Below are 18,708 nucleotides of genomic sequence, written 5' to 3' on the forward strand. Positions count from 1 at the left end.
CAGGAGAACCACCATGAGCAACAAACCCGCACAGATGAGCCTGGGCATGAACATCCTAGGCTTCGGTTCGCACGCCGGCGCCTGGCGCCAGGGCGAGGCGGCGATCGACGCCTACATCGACGTCAACTACTACCGCGACATCGCCCGTTTGTCCGAGCGTGGCTGCCTGGATGCGATCTTCCTCGCCGATGGCCCGGCACTGCCGCCGGATGTTTCCAGCCAGCCCGGCGGGCGCCTGGAGCCGACCGTGCTGCTGACCGCAGTGGCCGCCGCCACCGATCGCATCGGTGTGATCGCCACCTGCTCAAGCACCTACAACGAGCCGTTCAACCTGGCCCGGCGCATCGCCTCGCTGGACCACATCAGCGGTGGCCGCGCGGCCTGGAACGTGGTTACCAATGCCGGTGACGCGGCGGCGCAGAACTTCGGCCTGGCGGGTGCGCCGTTGCATGTGGACCGCTATGGCCGTGCCGAAGAGTTTGTCGATGTGACGCTCAAACTGTGGGACAGCTGGGAGGACGACGCAGTAATCGGTGACCGCGCCGGCGGGCGCTTTGCCGACCCGCGCAAGGTCCACACCCTGGACTTTCAGGGCAAGCACTTTCAGGTCAAGGGCCCGCTGAACCTGCCGCGCTCGCCGCAGGGCCGGCCAGTGCTGGTGCAGGCAGGCTCTTCCGAAGGCGGCAAGGCGCTGGGTTCGCGCTACGCCGATGCGATCTTCACCACCCAGACCACCCTGGCCGACGGGCTGGCGTTTTATCAAGAAATGAAAGCCCGGGCCAAGGCCTGGGGGCGTAACCCGCAGCACCTGAAAATCATGCCAGGGCTGTCGACGGTGATCGGCAGTACCGAAGCCGAAGCGCATGCGCGGTTCGACGAGCTCAACGCCTGGCATGGCGAGCATGGCCTGCTGCAGCAAGTGGCCGGGCGCATCGGCATCGATGCCAGCCAGCTGGACCCGGACGCGCCGCTGCCCTGGGCGAAGATTGGCGCGGTGGCGGATTTCGAGCGCGGTTCGCACGGGTTCCTGGAGGCCCAACTGAACCTCGCGCGCAGCGAGAACCTGACCATTCGCCAGCTGTCGCGGCGGATTCTGGTGGGGCACCGGTTGGCGGTGGGCACCCCGGAGCAGGTCGCCGACACCCTTGCCGAGTGGTTCCTGGCGGGCGCGGGCGATGGCTTCAACATCATGCCCGACATGTTCCCCTCGGGCGCCCGCGTGTTTGTCGAGGAGGTGGTGCCGTTGCTGCAAAAACGCGGGCTGTTCCGCACCGAGTACAGCGGCACGACGCTGCGCGAGCACCTGGGGTTGCCGAAGGCGGTGAACCAGTTTGCCGAGGCCAGGCGCGAGACAGCGCCGGCTGTTTAAGGGGGCGCTGCGCCCCCCATTCGCGGGGCAAGCCCGCTCCCACAGAGACCACCACCGGCCCTGTAGGAGCTGGCTTGCCGGCGATGGGCTGCAAAGCAGCCCCAAGATCCACCCTTCACCCCATCACCCAAGGATTCACACCATGCTCTATCGCCCACTAGGCCACGCCGACCTGCAAGTCAGCCTGCTCAGCCTCGGCACCATGACCTGGGGCCACCAGAACACCGAACAGGACGCCCACCAGCAACTAGACGCCGCCATCGCCGCCGGTATCAATTTCATCGACACCGCCGAGATGTACCCCACGCCCACCCGGGCTGAAACCTGGACCACCACCGAGCGTTACATCGGCACCTGGCTGGCCGCCCGTGGCCAGCGCGACAAGGTATTGCTGGCCAGCAAGATCGCCGGCCCCGCCCGCGACCCAGGGGCCCAGGCGCACATCCGCGATGGCCTGTCGCACCACGACCGCAAGAACATCGTTGCCGCGCTGGAGGGCAGCCTGCGCCGCTTGCAGACCGATTACCTGGACCTCTACCAACTGCATTGGCCCGACCGCAGCAGCAACTTCTTCGGCATCCGCGAATACCCCTATGCCGACGACCATCCGCAAACCGCCGCCATCGAAGAAACCCTCGCCGTGCTCGACGAGCAGGTCAAAGCCGGCAAGGTGCGCCACATTGGCGTGTCCAACGAAACGCCATGGGGCGTGGCGCGTTTCCTGCGCCACAGCGAGGACCAGCACCTTGCGCGTATTGCCAGCATCCAGAACCCCTACAGCCTGCTCAACCGCCAGTACGAGAATGGGCTGTCGGAGTTCAGCCACCGCGAAGGCATCAGCCTGCTGGCCTACTCGCCGCTGGCTTTCGGCGCGCTCACCGGCAAATACCTGAACGGCGCACGGCCAGAAGGCTCACGGCTGTCGTCGGTGTACCGCACCTTCAACCGCTACGGCAGCGAGGAGGCCAACAGCGCCATTGCCAGCTATGTGCAGATAGCCCGCGCGCACGGCCTGACGCCGGCGCAGCTGGCCCTGGCCTTCGTCATCCGCCAGCCGTTCGTGGCCAGCGCTATAACCGGGCAAACCACCTTGGCGCAGTTGCAGGAAAACCTCAGTGCGCTGGACGTGCAGCTCAGTGACGACGTGCTGGCCGAGATCCAGGCCGTGCACCGGCGCATCCCCAACCCTTCGCCGTGAGGTGAATGGCAAGGGCTTAGCCCCGCGAAGCGGCCGGCACAGGCACCACAAAAAAAAGGACTGACATGACCGCAATTGCACTCACCCCTCCAACATCGATCAGCCGCTCCATCTGGCCATCCCGCCCTGGCCTGTGGCTGGCCTGGGCCATGCTCGGCCTGTTACTGCTGGCTGTGGCGCTGCCCAGTTGGCTCTCCCCAGCCGACCCGCTGGCCGCCGACGCGCGGCTGGCTTACCAACCGCCCAGCAGCGCCTTCTGGCTGGGCACCGACGAAAACGGCCGTGACCTGCTCAGCCGCCTTGTCCACGGCGCCCGGCCATCACTGTTCATCGGCCTGGCCGCCACCCTGGTCGGCCTGGGCCTGGGCACATTGCTCGGCCTGCTGGCGGGGCTCAGCCCGCACTGGCTGGACAACCTGCTGATGCGCGCGGTGGACGTGTTGCTGGCGTTCCCCGACCTGCTGCTGGCGCTGGTAATCATTACCTTGTTCGGCCAGGGCACCACCAACCTGATCCTTGCCGTAGGGGTCGCTTCGGTGCCGCGCTATGCCCGGCTGGTGCGTGCGCAAACCCTGACCATCCGCCATGCCGGTTTCGTCGAGGCGGCAGTGACCCTGGGCCGCAGGCCTGTGGCGGTGGTTCTGACGCACGTGCTGCCCAACGCCGTGCAGCCCGTGCTGATCCTCGCCTGTATCGGCCTCGGTGGCGCGATCACCGCCGCCGCCGCCCTGAGCTTTCTCGGTTTTGGCGCACCACCACCGGCAGCGGAGTGGGGCGCGATGATGGCGGTGGCCCGCAACTTCATGGCCAACGCGCCCTGGCTGATGGCCTGGCCGGCGCTGGCGATCACCTTGACTGTCATTTCCATCAGCGTCATCGGCCGTGACTGGCTGCGGCGCAGTGAGGGTAGAAGCGTATGAGCAACTTCGACACACAGCCACCGCTGGTGGATATTCGCGACCTGCGGGTGGGCTTCAAGGGCGTACCGGTGGTGCGCGGCGTCAACCTGCAGCTGCACGCCGGGCAGTGCCTGGCGCTGGTGGGCGAATCCGGCTCGGGCAAGAGCGTGACCGCGCGCACCTTGGTTGGCCTGACCGGCCTGGGGGCTGACGTGCAGGCGCAACGGTTGGCCTTTGCCGGGCAAGACCTGCGCGGGCTTGACGAGGCCGCGTGGCAGCGCTTGCGTGGCGGGCGCATCGGTTTTGTCATGCAGGACGCGCTGGGCTCGCTCGACCCCCTTCGCCGCGTGGGCGCCGAGATCGAGGAGCCGCTGTACCTGCACACCCGGCTAGGCGCCGAGCAGCGCCGCCTGCACGTGCTGGAGCTGTTGCGGCAAGTCGGTGTGCCAGAGCCGCAGGTGCGGGCACGGCAGTACCCGTGGCAACTGTCGGGCGGCTTGCGCCAGCGTGCGCTGATTGCCTCGGCCATCGCCTGCCAGCCACGGCTGCTGATTGCCGACGAGCCGACCACCGCGCTCGACGCCACGGTGCAGGCGCAGATCCTCGACCTGCTGGAGCAGCTGCGTGCCCGTGACAACAGCTTGCTGATGGTCAGCCATGACCTGGCGGTGGTTGCACGCCTGGCCGACTGGGTCGCGGTGATGCGCCATGGCGAAGTGGTCGAGCAGGGCAGCGTCGAACAGATTCTGCAGGACCCCCAGAACCCTTATACCCAGCGCCTGTTGAGCGCGGCGCGGGCGGTGCATTTCCAGCGCCCTGCGACGCCTGTACTGGCGCTGGTGGAGGAAGACGTGAATCCGCAACCAGCGCTGCTGCAAGCCATTGGCTTGAGCAAATCCTTCGTCGGCCCGGATGGCCGGCCCCGCCAGGTGCTGGACGACGTGTCACTGCAATTGCGTGCGGGGCATACCTTGGGTGTGGTGGGTGAATCCGGTTCCGGCAAGAGCACCCTGGGCCGCATCTTGCTCGGCCTGGAGCGCCCGGAGCAGGGCAGTGTGCAGTTTGCCGGGCAGGACTGGCTGGCGCTTTCTGCCGAGCAACAGCGCCAGGCCCGCCAAGGCATCCAGGTGGTGTTCCAGGACCCACTGGCCTCGTTCGACCCGCGTTACACCGTGCTGCGGGTGTTGTCCGAGGCGCTGGCCCAGGCCGGTGTGCCGCGTGGGCTGCGGCGTACCGAGGCGGCGGCGCTGCTGGAGCGGGTGCAACTGCCGGCGAGTGTGCTTGACCGCCGCCCGCTGGAGCTGTCTGGCGGGCAACGCCAGCGCATCGCCATCGCTCGGGCACTGGCGATGAAACCGAGGGTGCTGGTGCTGGATGAGCCGGTGTCGGCGCTGGATGTGTCGGTGCAGGCGCGGATCCTGGCATTGCTGGCCGAGCTCAAGGCCGAGCTGAATTTGGCGTGCGTGTTCATCTCGCATGATTTGGGTGTGGTCGAGCAGGTCAGCGATCAGGTGCTGGTGATGCAGGGCGGCAAGGTGGTGGAGCAGGGCGCTGCGGCGCAGGTGCTGGGGCAGCCGCGTCATGCATACACCCGCGCCCTGCTCGATGCCGTGCCCGGCCTGCCGGCCGCGCGGCCCAGCTGGGTCAGCCGGATTGCAGTGTGATCTGCCTGGCCGCCGTTGTTTGCAAGTGCAGCGGCGAGCCAGTAATCCTGACCCTTCGACCAACAGCGTGCTTCCCCCCAACCCCCCACTCACGGATAATCCCACCCAAATCCAATAAATACCCCGTGAGCACTCATGAGCCACCCCGTAGCCCCCCTCGACCAGCCCGAGACCGAAGGGACACGCAAATCGCGCAAGAACAACCCCGAGAAAACCCGCGAGGACATCCTCCAGGTGGCCATCAACGAGTTCGTCCAGCAAGGCCTGGCCGGCGCGCGGGTGGACGCCATTGCCGAGCGCACGGCCACCTCCAAGCGCATGATCTACTACTACTTCGGCAGCAAGGAGCAGCTGTACGTCGAGTGCCTGGTCAAGCTGTACGGTGACATCCGCAAGACCGAGCACCGCCTGGACCTTGAGTCGCTGCCGGCCGTGCAGGCGATCCAGCGCCTGACCGAGTTCACCTTCGACCACCACGACCGCAATGTCGACTTCGTGCGTATGGTCTGCACCGAGAACATCCACTACGGCGAGTACGTCAAGAAAACCCCGGCCATCCGCGAGATGAGCAGCCTGGTGCTGCAAGCCTTGGGCCGCACGCTGGAGCGCGGTGTGGCGGAGGGCGTGTTCCGCCCTGGCATCGAGGTCATCGACTTGCACATGCTGATGAGCGCGTTCTGCTTCTATCGGGTATCGAACCGCCATACCTTTGGCGATATCTTCCAGATCGATCTGCTCGACGAGCAGGTCAAGCTGCGCCACAAGGCGATGATCTGCGAAGCGGTGCTGCGCTACATTCAGGCCTGACGGCCGGTCACTCGCCCAGCCGTTGCTCGCGCGACGGCGGGTAGCCGAAGTAGGCCGCGTAGCATTTGCTGAAGTGCGACACCGACACGAAGCCGCAGGCCACCGCCACTTCCATCACCGACAGGTCGGAGTATTGCAGCAGGCGGCGGCTCTTGGTGATGCGCAGCTCCATGTAGTAGCGCCGCGGCGAGGTGCCCAACTGAGCCTGGAACAGGCGGTCGATCTGCCGGCGTGAACGGCCGCTGTAGGCGGCCAGCTGGTCGAGGCTGAGGGTTTCTTCGAGGTTGTTTTCCATCAGCTCGACGATGGTGCGAAGGTGCAGGCTCATCGACTTCTTTGCCCCGGGCCCGACCTGGCGATAACGCGCGCCGGAGAACGACAAGATCTCTTCGACACCTTCGGCCAGGCCGTCACCGTACAGGCGGCGGACCAGCCCGAGCATCAGCTCCATGGCGCCGTTGGGGCTGGCGGCACTGAGGCGGTCGCGGTCGAGGGTGAAGCTGGCCGGGGTGATGCGGGTTTGCGGGCTGCGCTCGGACAGGCTGGCGCGCTGCTCGGGGTGGATGCTGCAGCCGTAGTCATCCAGTGCCCCGGCGCGGCCGAGGAACCACGCGCCATTCCATAGCCCACCCAGGGCCATGCCGTGGGCGGCGCAGTCACCCAGCATGCGGTCGAGTTCAGGGTACTTGAGCGGTGTGCGCAGGCCGCCGCAGACGATCAACAAGTCCAGGCCCTTGAGGTCGCCGGCGGCAAGCTCGGTGGCCACCAGCTCCAGGCCCAGGTCGCTCAGCACGCGGTCGCCGTCCAGCGACAGCGGGGTGAACTGGAAACTGTCGGCGCGTAGCAGGTTGGCGGTGACCAGCACGTCCAGGGCCACGGTGAAGCTGGCCATCGAGAAGTGCTCGAGCAGCACGAAGTCGACCCGGTAGGGCGCCTGCGGGCTGCCGGCGGCGCTCTTGAGGCGCAGCATGTTGCTGGTGCTGGTCTTCTTGCTGAACTGACGTGGGGTGGGCACTCTGGACTCCGCTTCCTGGCTGGCCGGGAGAGTGTGGCGGGTGGCCGGGGGAAAGACAATCGCCAGGGTGCGCGTGTCGTAGTGAAGGTCGTATCGAGGCAAGTTGGCCTTGCAGTGGCGGATACGCGGGCGCAGTGCTTCAATCCGAATTGAACCCTTACCGCTGCCAGCTACCCAACCCAGTACATGCCAACGGGAGAGTGCTTATGGAAATCGGAACGATGTGGATCATTGTCGCGGCCTTGGTCATCCTGCTGGAGATTTTCGCCATCTGGCACATCATCGGCAGCGAGCGGCGCGCCGAGCGCAAGATGCTGTGGATTGTCTTCGTCGTCTATGCACCGATCCCTGGTTTGCTGTTCTGGATGTGGCGCGGGCCGCGCGCTGTGAAGGGCAGGTCGGTATTGGAGGAGAAATGACAAGGGGGCATCAGGGGCGAGGCGCCTGATGCCGTCGCAAGTCAGGGGATTTCCAGCTCGATGGCGTCTTTGAGGTTGCTCACCATCAAGCTCCCGGTGAAGGTGACGAGATGGTCGACATCAAGTGCCTTGAAGGCATCCTTGATCTGCTTGCGCACCATTTTACCCGCCTCGCGGCGTTTTTCTTCCTGGGTTCCTGAGGCAAGCTCAATTTCGCCCAACAACGTGGTCTGGAGGCCGTCGACGAACTCCCAGCCCATGTGCTTGCGCATGTGCGCGCGCGCTGTGTCGGCCTGCGGTTCGTGGATCCTCTTGATTGGTTTGATGGTGTAGGCGAGCTGGAACGTGTGTGCTTTGCTCATGGTATTTCCTTTTCAGCGGCTATGGCCTCCGTGCCTGGACCTGCAATCTAGCGGGCAATGCGCATGGGGCAAACAAACGCGGTGTTGATGCGTAGCCGCGTTTGCCGGGAAAAAGCCTACGACAGCCCTTGACCTCGACTTGACTCGAGGTTGCAGACTCGGGTGCTCAATCACACGATGGAGCGCCCAATGCCCCCTGCCTTCAAGCTGTTCAACCCGCAAGGCCTTTACGACCCCAGTGCCAATGCCTATTCCCATGTTGCCGAGGTGCGCGCCGGTAGCCGGCTGCTGTTCGTTGCCGGGCAAGGGGGTGAAGATGCCGCGGGCCGATTGTCGCCGCGCTTCGCCGAGCAGGCGCGTCAGGCGTTGGCCAACGTCCAGGCTGCGCTTGCCGCGAGTGGGGCCAGGCTTGACCAGGTGTGCAAGCTGACGTTGTTGATCGTCGACCACAGCGAGGAACGCCTGCGCGAGTGGGTGGCCGAGGCTGATCGTGCCTGGGGTGAGCATATGAAGCCCACCTGTACGCTGATCCCGGTGCCGCGCTTGGCACTGGATGGCATGTTGGTCGAGATTGAGGCGGTTGCAGCGGTGGTGTGAGCCATAATTGTGGGTGGTAGTACCGCGCTCTCGCGGGCTTGCCTGCGAAGAGCCCGGTACCTTCAATACAGAACCCTTAGAATGACCCATTTGCCCGAGCCCAACCATGCTGCCCATCGAACTGCTCCCGACCACCGCCGACCAGGCCGAACTGATCCGCAACCTGTATCAGTTCTATGCCTACGAGTCTTCCGACTGGGAACAGGAAGACGTCGAAGTGGACGGGCGCTTCTATGTCCATGAAGAACACCTGCAGCGCTACTGGGCGTGCGAAGGCTGGAGCGCCAACCTGGTGCTGGTGGACGGTTTCATCGCAGGCTTCGTGCTGGTCGAGCGCAGCGAGCTGCCAGGCATCGACGCCAGTGAGCTGGCCGACCTGTTCATCCTCAAGCGTTACCGCCGCCAGGGTATCGGCCGGGCTGTGGCGCAGCAGATGCTCACGGGCCCGGGCGACTGGCTGCTGCGTTGCTATGCGCTGGACCCGATAGCCGTGGCCTTCTGCAAGGCCGTCGTGGCCAACCTGCCGCGGCGGGTGCAGCAGCTGGTGCTGGACGATGACCCGGACCTGCTCAACTACAAGGTCACCTCCTCACTGCATTGAGTGGCCCCTTGAAGCAAAATTTTGTGAGCCACTTCACAAAATTCCTTCGCGCGGCATAATGCCAGCACGTCAAATCAAGACCCAGCCGCTCTGGCCTGGGGTTCCTTTTCGTGCGCGTCGCAGGTTCAGGGAAATTTCATGTCGCTAGTCGCAAGCCCCGACATCATGTACCGGCTGTTGATCCAGAGCGTGGTGGACTATGCCATCTACCTGCTCACCCCCGACGGTATCGTCGCCAACTGGAACCCCGGCGCCCAGCGGGCCAAGGGTTACCTCGCCGATGAAATCGTCGGCAAGCATTATTCGCTGTTCTACAGCGAAACCGAGCGCGCCGCCGGGCTGCCCCAGCAGAACCTTGAGCAGGCACGCAACACCGGCCGCTTCGAGGAGGTCGGCTTGCGCCTGCGCAAGGACGGCTCTGCCTTCCACGCCCATGTGGTGATCGATGCTGTGCGCGACGACAGTGGCAACCTGGTCGGCTTCGCCAAGGTCACCCGCGACATCTCCGAGCGCCGCCAGCAGGAGCTCGAGCTGCTGCAGGCCAAGGAGCTGGCGGAGCAGTACAGCCAGGAAATGGCCAAACTGTCGCAGTTCCTGGACTCGGTGATCGCCAATATCCCGGCCAGCGTCATCGTCCAGGACTTGGAAACCCAGCGCATTCTGTTGGCCAACCAGCAGGCCGAGCGCCTGTTCGGCGGAGGCGGCAGCAGCATGATCGGCCAGCTGCCCGGTGCCTGCCTGGCACCGGCTGCCGCCGACTACCTGGAGCAGCAGCTCAGCCGGGGTGCCCGCAACGCCAAAGGCTACGCCGCCGAAACCCGGGTGGACACCGCCTGCGGCCCGCGCACCCTGCGCAGCCGCGCGTTGCTCAGCCAGCACCGCAAGGGCCAGGCCGACTACGTGCTGTTCGTGGCCGAAGACGCCACCGAGGAGCTCGCGGCCCATGCCCAGATCCACCACATGGCGCACCACGACGCACTGACCGGCCTGCCCAACCGCACGCTGTTCAACGAGCGCCTCAAGCAAGCGCTGGTGCGTGGCCACGAGGACGAAAAACTGACCGCTGCGTTGTGCCTGGACCTGGACAACTTCAAGAACATCAACGACTCCCTCGGCCATGCCTTCGGCGACAAGCTGCTGCGCGCCTTGGGCAAGCGGCTGCGCCGTGAGCTGCGTGAGCACGACACCCTGGCCCGCCTGGGCGGTGACGAGTTCGCCGTGGTCCTGACCCGGCTGGACAGCCGTGAGGCAGCCTGCAATACCGCACAGCGCCTGATCGATGCGATCAGCCCGCCGTTCCAGATCGAGGGCCACCAGTTCACCGTGGGCGTGAGCATCGGTATTGCGCTGGCCCCGGATGACAACGAACAGGCCGAACAGCTGCTCGGTTATGCCGACATGGCGCTGTATGAGGCCAAACGCAACGGGCGTAACCGGTACGAGTGCTTCCATGTCGAGCTGGATGTCGCCGCCCGTCAGCGCCGCCTGGTGGAAACCGACCTGCGCACCGCGCTGCATCTGGGCCAGCTGCACCTGCATTACCAACCGGTGGTGGACCAGCTGAGCAGCAGCGTGACCGGTTACGAGGCGCTGCTGCGTTGGCAGCACCCGACCCGCGGCATGGTCATGCCGATGGACTTCATCCCCATTGCCGAAGAGACCGGGCTGATTCACGAACTGGGCATCCGCGCGCTGAACCTGGCGTGCCAGGAAGCGGCCACCTGGGACAGTGAGCAGACGGTGTCGGTCAACTTGTCGCCGGTGCAGTTCAAGAACGCCAACCTGGTGCACACCGTGTCGCTGGCCTTGGCCGACTCCGGCCTGCCGGCCCGGCGGCTGGAGCTGGAAATCACCGAATCGGTGTTGCTGGGGAACAGTGAAGAGAACGTGCGCACTTTGCGAGCGCTGAAAGACCTGGGGGTGTCGATTTCGCTGGACGATTTCGGCACCGGCTATTCCTCGCTGGGCTACCTGCGCTCGTTCCCGTTCGACCGGATCAAGATCGACAAATCGTTCGTGCATGACATGTGCGATAGCCGTGAAGCGATGTCGATCATCCGTGCAATCACCGAGCTGTCCAACAGCCTGATGATCAAGACCACCGCCGAAGGGGTGGAGTCGGAGGAGCAGATGCTGCGCCTGCGGGCCGAGGGGTGCTCACACTTCCAGGGGTATCTGTATGGCCGGCCGGTGCCGGCGGGCGAGCGGTTGAAGCAGGTGGCTGCTGCGGTGGGTTGAAGCGGGGCTGCAGTGCAGCCCATCGCCAGCAAGCCGGCTCGCACAGGTACGGCAGCGTGCGGCCGTTGTGGCAGCCGGCTTGGCGGCGATGGGGCGCAGGCGAATATCAGCTGTTCCAGTCCGGGGCGAAGTCTGGGTTTACCACCCGCTGATCTTTCGGCAACCCGGCAATCAGCGCGCGGTCCTGATCATCCAGGCGCACGTCCAGCGCCGCCAGGTTGCTCAGCTGGTTCTCGCGGCTGCTGGCCTTGGGGATCACTGCGACGCCATCCTGGTCCAGCAGCCACTTCAGGGCCACCTGGCTCGGCAGCACGCCGTGCTTGCGGGCAATTTCCTGAATCACCGGCTGCTGCGCCGCTTGCCCGCGGGCCAGCGGCGTGTAGGCGGTGAGCAGCAGGTCGTGCTGGCGGGCGTAATCGAGCAGCGGTTGCTGGCCAAGCAGCACGTGGTATTCAACCTGGATCGCCGACAACGGCGCACCCAGCTGCTCGATCACCTGGCGCAGCAGGCCGAGCGGGAAGTTGGCCACGCCGATGTTGCGCACCTTACCCTCGTCACGCAGTGCCACCAGGGTCTCGATGCTGCGGGCCAGGTCCCAGTCCTTGCCGGGCCAATGGATGTGGAACAGGTCGACCTGCTCGATGCCCAGCGCTCGCAGGCTGTCTTCCAGTGACTGGCGCATGGCATCAGGGGCCAGGCGGTCCCACCACACCTTGGTGGTCAGGTGGATCTGATCGCGTGGCACGCTGCTGTCGCGCAGGGCCTGGCCGACGGCGGCTTCGTTGTTATAGGCGGTGGCGGTGTCGATGTGCCGGTAACCCAACTCCAGCGCCTGGTGGACTGCACGTGTGCACTCGGCGCCGGTCATCGGCCAGGTGCCCAGGCCGATGCTGGGCAGGTCGAGGCCGTTGCGGGTGGTGAGCCTATGCATGAAAACTCCTTGTTCGGGTTCGAGGGTCCATGGCCGATGGTGCGCGTTTCGCCTGGCAGGGGCCATGCGCGGGGCGCAGAAAGTGGTCGATCAGCGAACGGAAAATGCAATGCCCCGAATGGACGCGGCAATTGGCCTTCCTCAAGTCGTCGTATCTCTTCTAGAATCTGTGCTGGTCACACCTGCCTTCACCTGGCGCAGCATGCCGCCGCGCCGCCATCGAGAACGCCATGAGTTCCAGCACACCGCTGTCCGGAGTCAACCACCCCTTGCGCGGCATCGTCCTGGTGGTGGTGGCGACATTCCTGTTCGCCAGCCACGATGCCTTGTCCAAATTCCTCGGCGGGCTGTACCCGATCATCATGGTGGTATGGGCGCGTTACGTGGTGCATACCTTGCTGATGGCCGGGATCTTCCTGCCCAAGTCGGGCCTCAACGTGCTGCGCACCCGGCGCCCGGTGCTGCAGACCTTGCGTGCGCTGAGCCTGCTCAGCACCAGCCTGCTGTTCACCACCGGCTTGCAGTACCTGCCGCTGGCCGAGGCGACTTCGGTCAACTTCCTGGCCCCGGTACTGGTCACCGCGTTGTCGGCGCCGCTGCTCAAGGAGCGGGTCACGGCCGGGCAATGGGTGGCGGTGGTGCTGGGCTTCATTGGCGTGCTGGTGGTGGTGCACCCGGGCGGCGCGATGTTCACGCCGGCGATTCTGTACCCGTTCGGCTCGGCGCTGGGGTTCTGCTTCTATCAGTTACTGACGCGCATCCTCGCCGCCTACGACAGCCCGACCACCAGCAACTTCTACGCCGGGCTGTGCAACACCCTGGTGATGAGTGCGCTGGTGCCGTTTTTCTGGGAAGTGCCGCGCTGGGACCATGCGCTGCTGATGCTGGCGCTGGGCGGTTTTGGCATGAGTGCGCACCTGCTGCTGACCCAGGCCTTCCGCCACGCCGCGCCTGCGCTGCTGGCGCCGTTCAGTTACTGCCAGATTGTGTTTGCGGGATTGCTGGGGCTGTTGATCTACGGGCAGGTGCCGGACAGCGCGAGCCTGGTGGGGATCGCTATCATCTGTTTGAGTGGGTTGGGGGCGGCTTGGATGCAGCGGAGGAAGTGAGGATTTTGGGGTGCGATAGGGGCGCAAGCCTGGAGATTTGGTGCGCCTATGAGATCGAGCGCCGCCCGCGCGGCGCATCGCGGGGCGCTTGCCTTGGGATCTTTAGCGCCCTTGAGACCGAGCGCCGCCCGCGCGGCGCTTCGCGGGACAAGCCCGCTCCCACATTTGTTGCAACGTGCCATGGCCTGATAGGCCATAGTTGTTAGCCTTGGTGGCTCGACGAGGTTTTTCGGGTGGCGCTGCCGCCGCCCCGCCTGTCTTCAGCCATGCGCCAAGGCGAACAACCATGGCCTGACTGGAACGGCGCGTTGCAACAAATGTGGGAGCGGGCTTGCCCCGCGAAGCGCCGCGCGGGCGGCGCTCGATCTGATAGGCGCAATAAATCTCCAGGCATGCGCTTGGCGGCCCCGCCACCTCATTGCCCCAAAAACCAACGCCTCTCAAAACCCTACCTCGCCATAAACTGCATGATCCGCTCCCGCAACCAACGCTCGGCCGGGTCGTTGTCCTGGGCGCCGCTCCAGACCATCGACAACTCCGCTTCGGTGATCTCGAACGGCGCCGGGTCGGCGCGCAGGCTGCCATCGTCGGCCAGGGCGCAGGCGGCATAGTCCGGTACGGTGGCGATCATCTCGGTGTTGCGCAGCAAGGCGCGCAAGCTGCCGAACTGCGGCACCGCCAGCACCACCTTGCGGCAACGGCCGATGCGCGCCAGGTCGAGGTCGATGTTGCCGCTCATGTCACCCGAGAACGACACCATCACATGCGGCCTGGCGCAGTATTCGTCCAAGGTCAGCGGGCCTGGGCGGTCGTCTGCGCGCAGCACGCGCACGCCGATGTCGCGCAACTTACGGCGCTTGGCGGTAGCGGGCAGGTCGGTGGTGTAGCTGACGCCGACCGAGATCTCGCCGCTGGCCAGCAGGCTCGGCATCAGCAAGAAGTTCGCCCGGCGTACCACCACGCTGATCTCCGGGGCCTCTTCGCGCAGGGCTTGCAGCAGGGCGGGGAACAGCCCGAACTCGGCATCGTCGGACAACCCCAGGCGGAACACATTGCAGCTGTTGGCCGGGTCGAACTCGCGGGCGCGGCTGATGGCCGACGAGATTACGTCCATCGCCGGGCCCAGCTCGGCGAAAATCTGCATCGCCCGAGGGGTGGGCTCCATGGCGCGGCCGCTGCGGATCAGCAGCGGGTCGTCGAACAGCTCGCGCAGGCGGGCGAGGGCGGCGCTGACGGTGGACTGGGTGATGAACAGCTTTTCGCCGACGCGGGTGAGGTTGCGTTCGATCATCAGGGCTTCGAAAAGCACCAGCAGGTTCATGTCGACGCGGCGCAGGTCATTGCGGTTCATGGGGCTTGGCTCACGGAGGGTGATGGCTTGGCGTTGTATTGAAGCACGGCGCCGGCGCTCGTGCCTTGTACAGATGTGCGGGCCGGAGCGCAGGGCAAGCCCGCTGCCACAAGAGCCAATCTATCAGCCGCCAATAGCCACTCTATTAGAAGTCTGCCCAAGCTCGACTAGTCTTGACCGTGGCCCCGCGAAACCGCGTGCGGGCGGCGCTCGAACAGCTTCATGCGCCGCGTAGTGACAGCTTCGCAAGCCCCGTGTCGGAACGTGACCGACAGGACCTGATGAGGGGTAGGCATGAGCCCATGTGCTCGGCTGAAAGAACACCTGGCATAGACCGGAAATCTGGATAACCGACCCAAAGGTAACCGCAGATGTCGAACGAATCGAAATGCCCGTTCCATCAAACCGCAGGTGGCGGCACCACCAACCGTGACTGGTGGCCCGACCAGCTCAACCTCAGGATTCTCCATCAACACTCGTCCAAGTCCAGCCCCGACCCGGACTTCGACTACGCCAAGGCGTTCAAGAGCCTCGACTTCCAGGCCCTGAAAAATGACCTGACCGCCTTGATGACCGACTCCCAGGACTGGTGGCCGGCCGACTTCGGCCACTATGGCCCGCTGTTCATCCGCATGGCCTGGCACAGCGCCGGCACCTACCGCATCGGTGATGGCCGCGGTGGTGCAGGCTCCGGCCAGCAACGCTTCGCCCCGCTCAACAGCTGGCCAGACAACGTCAGCCTGGACAAGGCCCGGCGCCTGCTGTGGCCGATCAAGCAGAAGTACGGCAACAAGATCTCCTGGGCCGACCTGATCGTGCTCACCGGCAACGTCGCCCTGGAGTCCATGGGCTTCAAGACTTTCGGTTTTTCTGGCGGCCGCGCGGATGTGTGGGAGCCGGACGAAGACGTGTACTGGGGGTCGGAAAAGGTCTGGCTGGGCGGCGACACCCGCTACGGCAAGGAGCAGGTCAAGGCCCAGCCACCCGGGCAGGGCGACCTGGTGGCCGAACCCGCCAAGCACGGCGAAGAGCAGAACCGCGACCTGTCCGCCGAGCGCAACCTGGAAAACCCCCTGGCTGCGGTGCAGATGGGCCTGATTTACGTCAACCCCGAAGGCCCGGAAGGCAACCCAGACCCGGTGGCTTCGGGCAAGGACATCCGTGAGACTTTCGGCCGCATGGCCATGAACGATGAAGAAACCGTGGCGCTGATCGCCGGTGGCCATGCCTTCGGCAAAACCCACGGTGCCGGCCCGGCCGATAACGTCGGGCCTGAACCAGAGGCCGCCGGGCTGGAGCTGCAAGGCCTGGGCTGGCCCAACAAGTTCGGCACCGGCAAAGGGGGCGACACTATCACCAGCGGCCTGGAAGTAACCTGGACCTCCACCCCGACCCGCTGGAGCAACGAATACCTCAACAACCTGTTCAACTTCGAATGGGAGCTGACCAAGAGCCCGGCCGGCGCCCACCAGTGGCGGCCCAAAGAGGGCAAAGGCGCAGGCACCGTGCCGGATGCCCACGACCCGAGCAAAACCCACGCACCGTCGATGCTCACCTCCGACCTGGCCCTGCGTTTCGACCCCCTCTACGAGCCGATCGCCCGGCGCTTCAAAGACAACCCCGAGCAGTTGGCGGACGCCTTCGCCCGTGCCTGGTACAAGCTGATCCACCGTGACATGGGCCCGCTGGCGCGTTACCTCGGGCCGGAAATGCCCAATGAAGAACTGCTGTGGCAAGACCCACTGCCCAAAGCCCAGCCCTCGTCACTCGATGATCAGGATATCGCCGCGCTCAAAAGCAAGATCCTGGCCTCAGGGTTGAGCGTGGGCGAACTGGTGTCAACCGCCTGGGCCTCGGCCTCGACCTTCCGTGGCTCCGACAAGCGCGGCGGTGCCAATGGCGCCCGCCTGCGCCTGGCTCCGCAGAAGGGCTGGGCTGCCAACCAGGGCGTGGACAAGGTGCTGGCGGCGCTGGAGAACATCCAGCGCGAGTTCAATAACGGTGGCAAGCAGGTTTCGCTGGCCGACCTGATCGTGCTGGCCGGCACCGCAGCCGTGGAAAAAGCCGCCAAGGACGCAGGTTTCACCGGCAGCGTGGGCTTCCGCCCGGGCCGCGTGGATGCCACGCAGGAACAGACCGACGTCGAGTCGTTTGCCGTGCTCGAACCGTTGGCCGACGGCTTCCGCAATTTCACCAAGGACCGGTACAGCGTCAAGGCCGAGAAGCTGCTGCTGGACAAAGCCCAGTTGCTGACCCTCACCGCGCCTGAGCTGACCGTACTGATCGGCGGCCTGCGGGTGCTGGGCGCCAACCATGGCGGCAGCAAGGACGGGGTGTTCACCGACAAGCCTGGCACCTTGAGCAACGACTTCTTCCGCAACCTGCTGGACATGGGCGTGGAGTGGAAGCCGACCTCGGCCGACAACGAAGCCTTCGAAGGGCGCGACCGCAAGACCGGGCAGGTGAAGTGGACGGGCAGCCGAGTTGACCTGGTGTTCGGCTCGCATGCCCAGCTGCGGGCACTGAGTGAGGTGTATGGCAGCAGCGATGGCAATGACAAGTTCGTCAAAGACTTCGTTGCCGCCTGGGTGAAGGTGATGGAGCTGGACCGTTTCGACTTGAAACAAATGTAATCCTGCGGCTGCTGTGCAGCCGGTCCGCCAGCAAGCCCGCCCCGCAGGTGACCGCGGGGGCGGGCTTGCGCGTATCTGCTTCAATGGTTGCTGGACCATTGCGCTGTTCCTGTGCAAGCTGAGGCATTCAGGAATGGACCTCGATGCAGACAGAAGGTGAACCCACGTGAACCCCGATTCCATGCTGGCGGCGCTGCCAGGTTTTGCTATTGCGCCGGAGGCGATCCAGGTATTGCCCGATGCCGCGGCCTACCGTGCCTGCCTGCTCGAGCGCATCGCCGCAGCAACACGGCGCATCGTCATCGTCGCCCTGTACCTGCAGGAGGACGAGGCCGGGCAGGAAGTGCTCGACGCCCTGTACCATGCCAAGGCTGCACGGCCGGGGCTGGAGATCGTCATCGTGGTCGACTGGTTTCGCGCCCGGCGTGGCTTGCTGGGGGCCGGGCGCCAGCCTGGCAATGCCGCCTGGTACCAGGCCCAGCGCCAGCTGCGCGGCCTGGACGTGGTGATTCATGGCGTGCCAGTGCAAACCCGCGAGCTGTTTGGCGTGCTGCACCTGAAGGGCAGCGTGATCGATGATTGCGTGATCTACACCGGCGCCAGCCTCAACAATGTCTACCTGCACCGGTTCGACCGCTACCGCCTGGACCGCTACCACCTGTTCGAATCGCCCGCGCTGGCCGATGCCATGGTCGACCTGGTGCGGCGCCTGCTGCACCACACCGCCACGCCGCGCCTGGACCTGCCTGCGCCACCGGAAACGCGCAACCTGCGCGGTGATATCCGCCGCCTGCGCGCCCGGCTGCGGCGCATGGCCTATGACGCACCGGCCGCTGCGCCAGGGCAGGGCCTGCGGGTGGTGCCGCTGCTGGGTGTCGGCCGTGGCAACCCGCTCAACCGTGCCCTGTGCGCGCTGCTGGCCGCCGCACGCTCGCAGATCATCATCAGCACGCCGTACTTCAACCCGCCACGGGTGGTGATGCGCGAAATCGACCATGCCCTGGACCGCGGCGTGCGGGTAGAGCTGATTGTCGGCCACCGTACCGCCAACGACTTCTACATCGCCCCCGGCGAGCCGTTCAGCGCCAGCGGCGCCTTGCCCTACCTGTACGAAGACAACCTGCGCGCCTTTGCCCGGCGCCGTCAAGCCGGCATCACCAGCGGCCAGCTCAGCGTGCGCATCTGGAACGACCCCGGGCATACCTTTCATGCCAAAGGCGTGTGGATCGACCAACGCTACTCGCTGCTGACCGGCAACAACCTCAACCCACGCGGGTTCAACCTGGACCTGGAGAACGGGCTGCTGATCGATGACCCGCAGGGGCAGTGGATTGTGCCGCGCGAGGTGGAGCTGGAGGGCATCCGCCGGCATGCGCCGCAGATCAGTTCGGCCGAAGAACTGGGGGTCAAGGCCGAGCACCCCAAGGAAGTGCGCAAGTTCCTGCGGCGCTTGCGCTACAGCCGCCTTGAACCGTTGATCAAACGGGTGCTTTAAGGGCCGTCTTACCTCTCTGA

General features: G+C 65.4%; 16 protein-coding genes. 12 read left to right on the forward strand and 4 right to left on the reverse strand.

What is annotated here, in order from left to right:
* The first annotated feature begins 13 nt into the window (after positions 1–13).
* The 5 genes from ACFY68_RS11275 (at position 14) to ACFY68_RS11295 (ending at position 5,937) form a co-directional block, all read left to right on the forward strand.
* On the forward strand, positions 14–1,369 hold the full coding sequence (locus ACFY68_RS11275) for an LLM class flavin-dependent oxidoreductase (RefSeq protein WP_387526891.1): 1,356 nt from the start codon (positions 14–16) through the stop codon (positions 1,367–1,369).
* Between the two features lie 142 nt (positions 1,370–1,511).
* Complete coding sequence (locus tag ACFY68_RS11280; protein ID WP_387526894.1) at positions 1,512–2,567, forward strand: NADP(H)-dependent aldo-keto reductase; 1,056 nt, start codon at positions 1,512–1,514, stop codon at positions 2,565–2,567.
* 65 nt (positions 2,568–2,632) lie between these two features.
* Positions 2,633–3,487, forward strand: a complete 855-nt coding sequence (locus ACFY68_RS11285) for an ABC transporter permease (protein WP_387526897.1) — start codon at positions 2,633–2,635, stop codon at positions 3,485–3,487.
* Positions 3,484–5,130, forward strand: coding sequence for a dipeptide ABC transporter ATP-binding protein (locus ACFY68_RS11290; RefSeq protein ID WP_387526900.1), 1,647 nt, complete (start codon positions 3,484–3,486; stop codon positions 5,128–5,130). Before ACFY68_RS11285 ends, ACFY68_RS11290 begins: the two co-directional genes overlap by 4 nt.
* 135 nt (positions 5,131–5,265) lie before the next feature.
* Entirely contained in the window at positions 5,266–5,937 is a 672-nt protein-coding gene (locus ACFY68_RS11295) for a TetR/AcrR family transcriptional regulator (RefSeq protein ID WP_346612251.1), read from the forward strand.
* A gap of 7 nt (positions 5,938–5,944) precedes the next feature.
* Here the strand turns inward: ACFY68_RS11295 and ACFY68_RS11300 are convergent, their stop codons facing one another.
* Positions 5,945–6,952 (reverse strand): GlxA family transcriptional regulator, encoded by a 1,008-nt coding sequence (locus ACFY68_RS11300; protein WP_387526904.1) that lies wholly within the window; start codon positions 6,950–6,952, stop codon positions 5,945–5,947.
* Between the two features lie 206 nt (positions 6,953–7,158).
* Here ACFY68_RS11300 and ACFY68_RS11305 point away from each other — a divergent pair, with 206 nt between their 5' ends.
* A complete protein-coding gene (locus ACFY68_RS11305) occupies positions 7,159–7,371 on the forward strand; it encodes a PLDc N-terminal domain-containing protein (protein ID WP_387526907.1) in 213 nt (70 codons plus the stop codon).
* Between the two features lie 41 nt (positions 7,372–7,412).
* On the opposite strand, the gene ACFY68_RS11310 is transcribed toward ACFY68_RS11305, so the two are convergent.
* Positions 7,413–7,733: a hypothetical protein gene (locus ACFY68_RS11310; protein ID WP_387526910.1), complete on the reverse strand. Its 321-nt coding sequence runs from the start codon at positions 7,731–7,733 to the stop codon at positions 7,413–7,415.
* Positions 7,734–7,922: 189 nt separating this feature from the next.
* Here ACFY68_RS11310 and ACFY68_RS11315 point away from each other — a divergent pair, with 189 nt between their 5' ends.
* The 3 genes from ACFY68_RS11315 to ACFY68_RS11325 all read left to right on the forward strand — a co-directional run bounded on the left by ACFY68_RS11315 (position 7,923) and on the right by ACFY68_RS11325 (position 11,169).
* Positions 7,923–8,330, forward strand: a complete 408-nt coding sequence (locus ACFY68_RS11315; RefSeq protein WP_387526913.1) for a RidA family protein — start codon at positions 7,923–7,925, stop codon at positions 8,328–8,330.
* Positions 8,331–8,436: 106 nt separating this feature from the next.
* Positions 8,437–8,931, forward strand: coding sequence for a GNAT family N-acetyltransferase (locus ACFY68_RS11320; RefSeq protein WP_387526916.1), 495 nt, complete (start codon positions 8,437–8,439; stop codon positions 8,929–8,931).
* Positions 8,932–9,069: 138 nt separating this feature from the next.
* Positions 9,070–11,169 (forward strand): putative bifunctional diguanylate cyclase/phosphodiesterase, encoded by a 2,100-nt coding sequence (locus ACFY68_RS11325; protein WP_387526919.1) that lies wholly within the window; start codon positions 9,070–9,072, stop codon positions 11,167–11,169.
* A gap of 106 nt (positions 11,170–11,275) precedes the next feature.
* Here ACFY68_RS11325 and ACFY68_RS11330 read toward each other — a convergent pair whose 3' ends face one another.
* A complete protein-coding gene (locus ACFY68_RS11330; protein WP_387526922.1) occupies positions 11,276–12,100 on the reverse strand; it encodes an aldo/keto reductase in 825 nt (274 codons plus the stop codon).
* Between the two features lie 230 nt (positions 12,101–12,330).
* Here ACFY68_RS11330 and ACFY68_RS11335 point away from each other — a divergent pair, with 230 nt between their 5' ends.
* The gene (locus ACFY68_RS11335) at positions 12,331–13,209 is read left to right on the forward strand and encodes a DMT family transporter (protein ID WP_346612258.1); all 879 of its coding nucleotides are present in this window, start codon (positions 12,331–12,333) and stop codon (positions 13,207–13,209) included.
* A 448-nt stretch (positions 13,210–13,657) separates the two neighbouring features.
* On the opposite strand, the gene ACFY68_RS11340 is transcribed toward ACFY68_RS11335, so the two are convergent.
* Positions 13,658–14,560 (reverse strand): LysR family transcriptional regulator, encoded by a 903-nt coding sequence (locus ACFY68_RS11340; RefSeq protein ID WP_387526925.1) that lies wholly within the window; start codon positions 14,558–14,560, stop codon positions 13,658–13,660.
* 371 nt (positions 14,561–14,931) lie between these two features.
* Between ACFY68_RS11340 and katG the strand changes: the two genes are divergently transcribed.
* Entirely contained in the window at positions 14,932–17,193 is a 2,262-nt protein-coding gene (katG, locus tag ACFY68_RS11345) for a catalase/peroxidase HPI (protein ID WP_387526928.1), read from the forward strand.
* A gap of 166 nt (positions 17,194–17,359) precedes the next feature.
* Positions 17,360–18,688: a CDP-diacylglycerol--serine O-phosphatidyltransferase gene (gene pssA, locus ACFY68_RS11350; protein ID WP_387526930.1), complete on the forward strand. Its 1,329-nt coding sequence runs from the start codon at positions 17,360–17,362 to the stop codon at positions 18,686–18,688.
* Positions 18,689–18,708 lie beyond the last annotated feature (20 nt).

This window comes from Pseudomonas sp. NPDC012596 (assembly GCF_042902325.1).
Lineage (GTDB): Bacteria > Pseudomonadota > Gammaproteobacteria > Pseudomonadales > Pseudomonadaceae > Aquipseudomonas.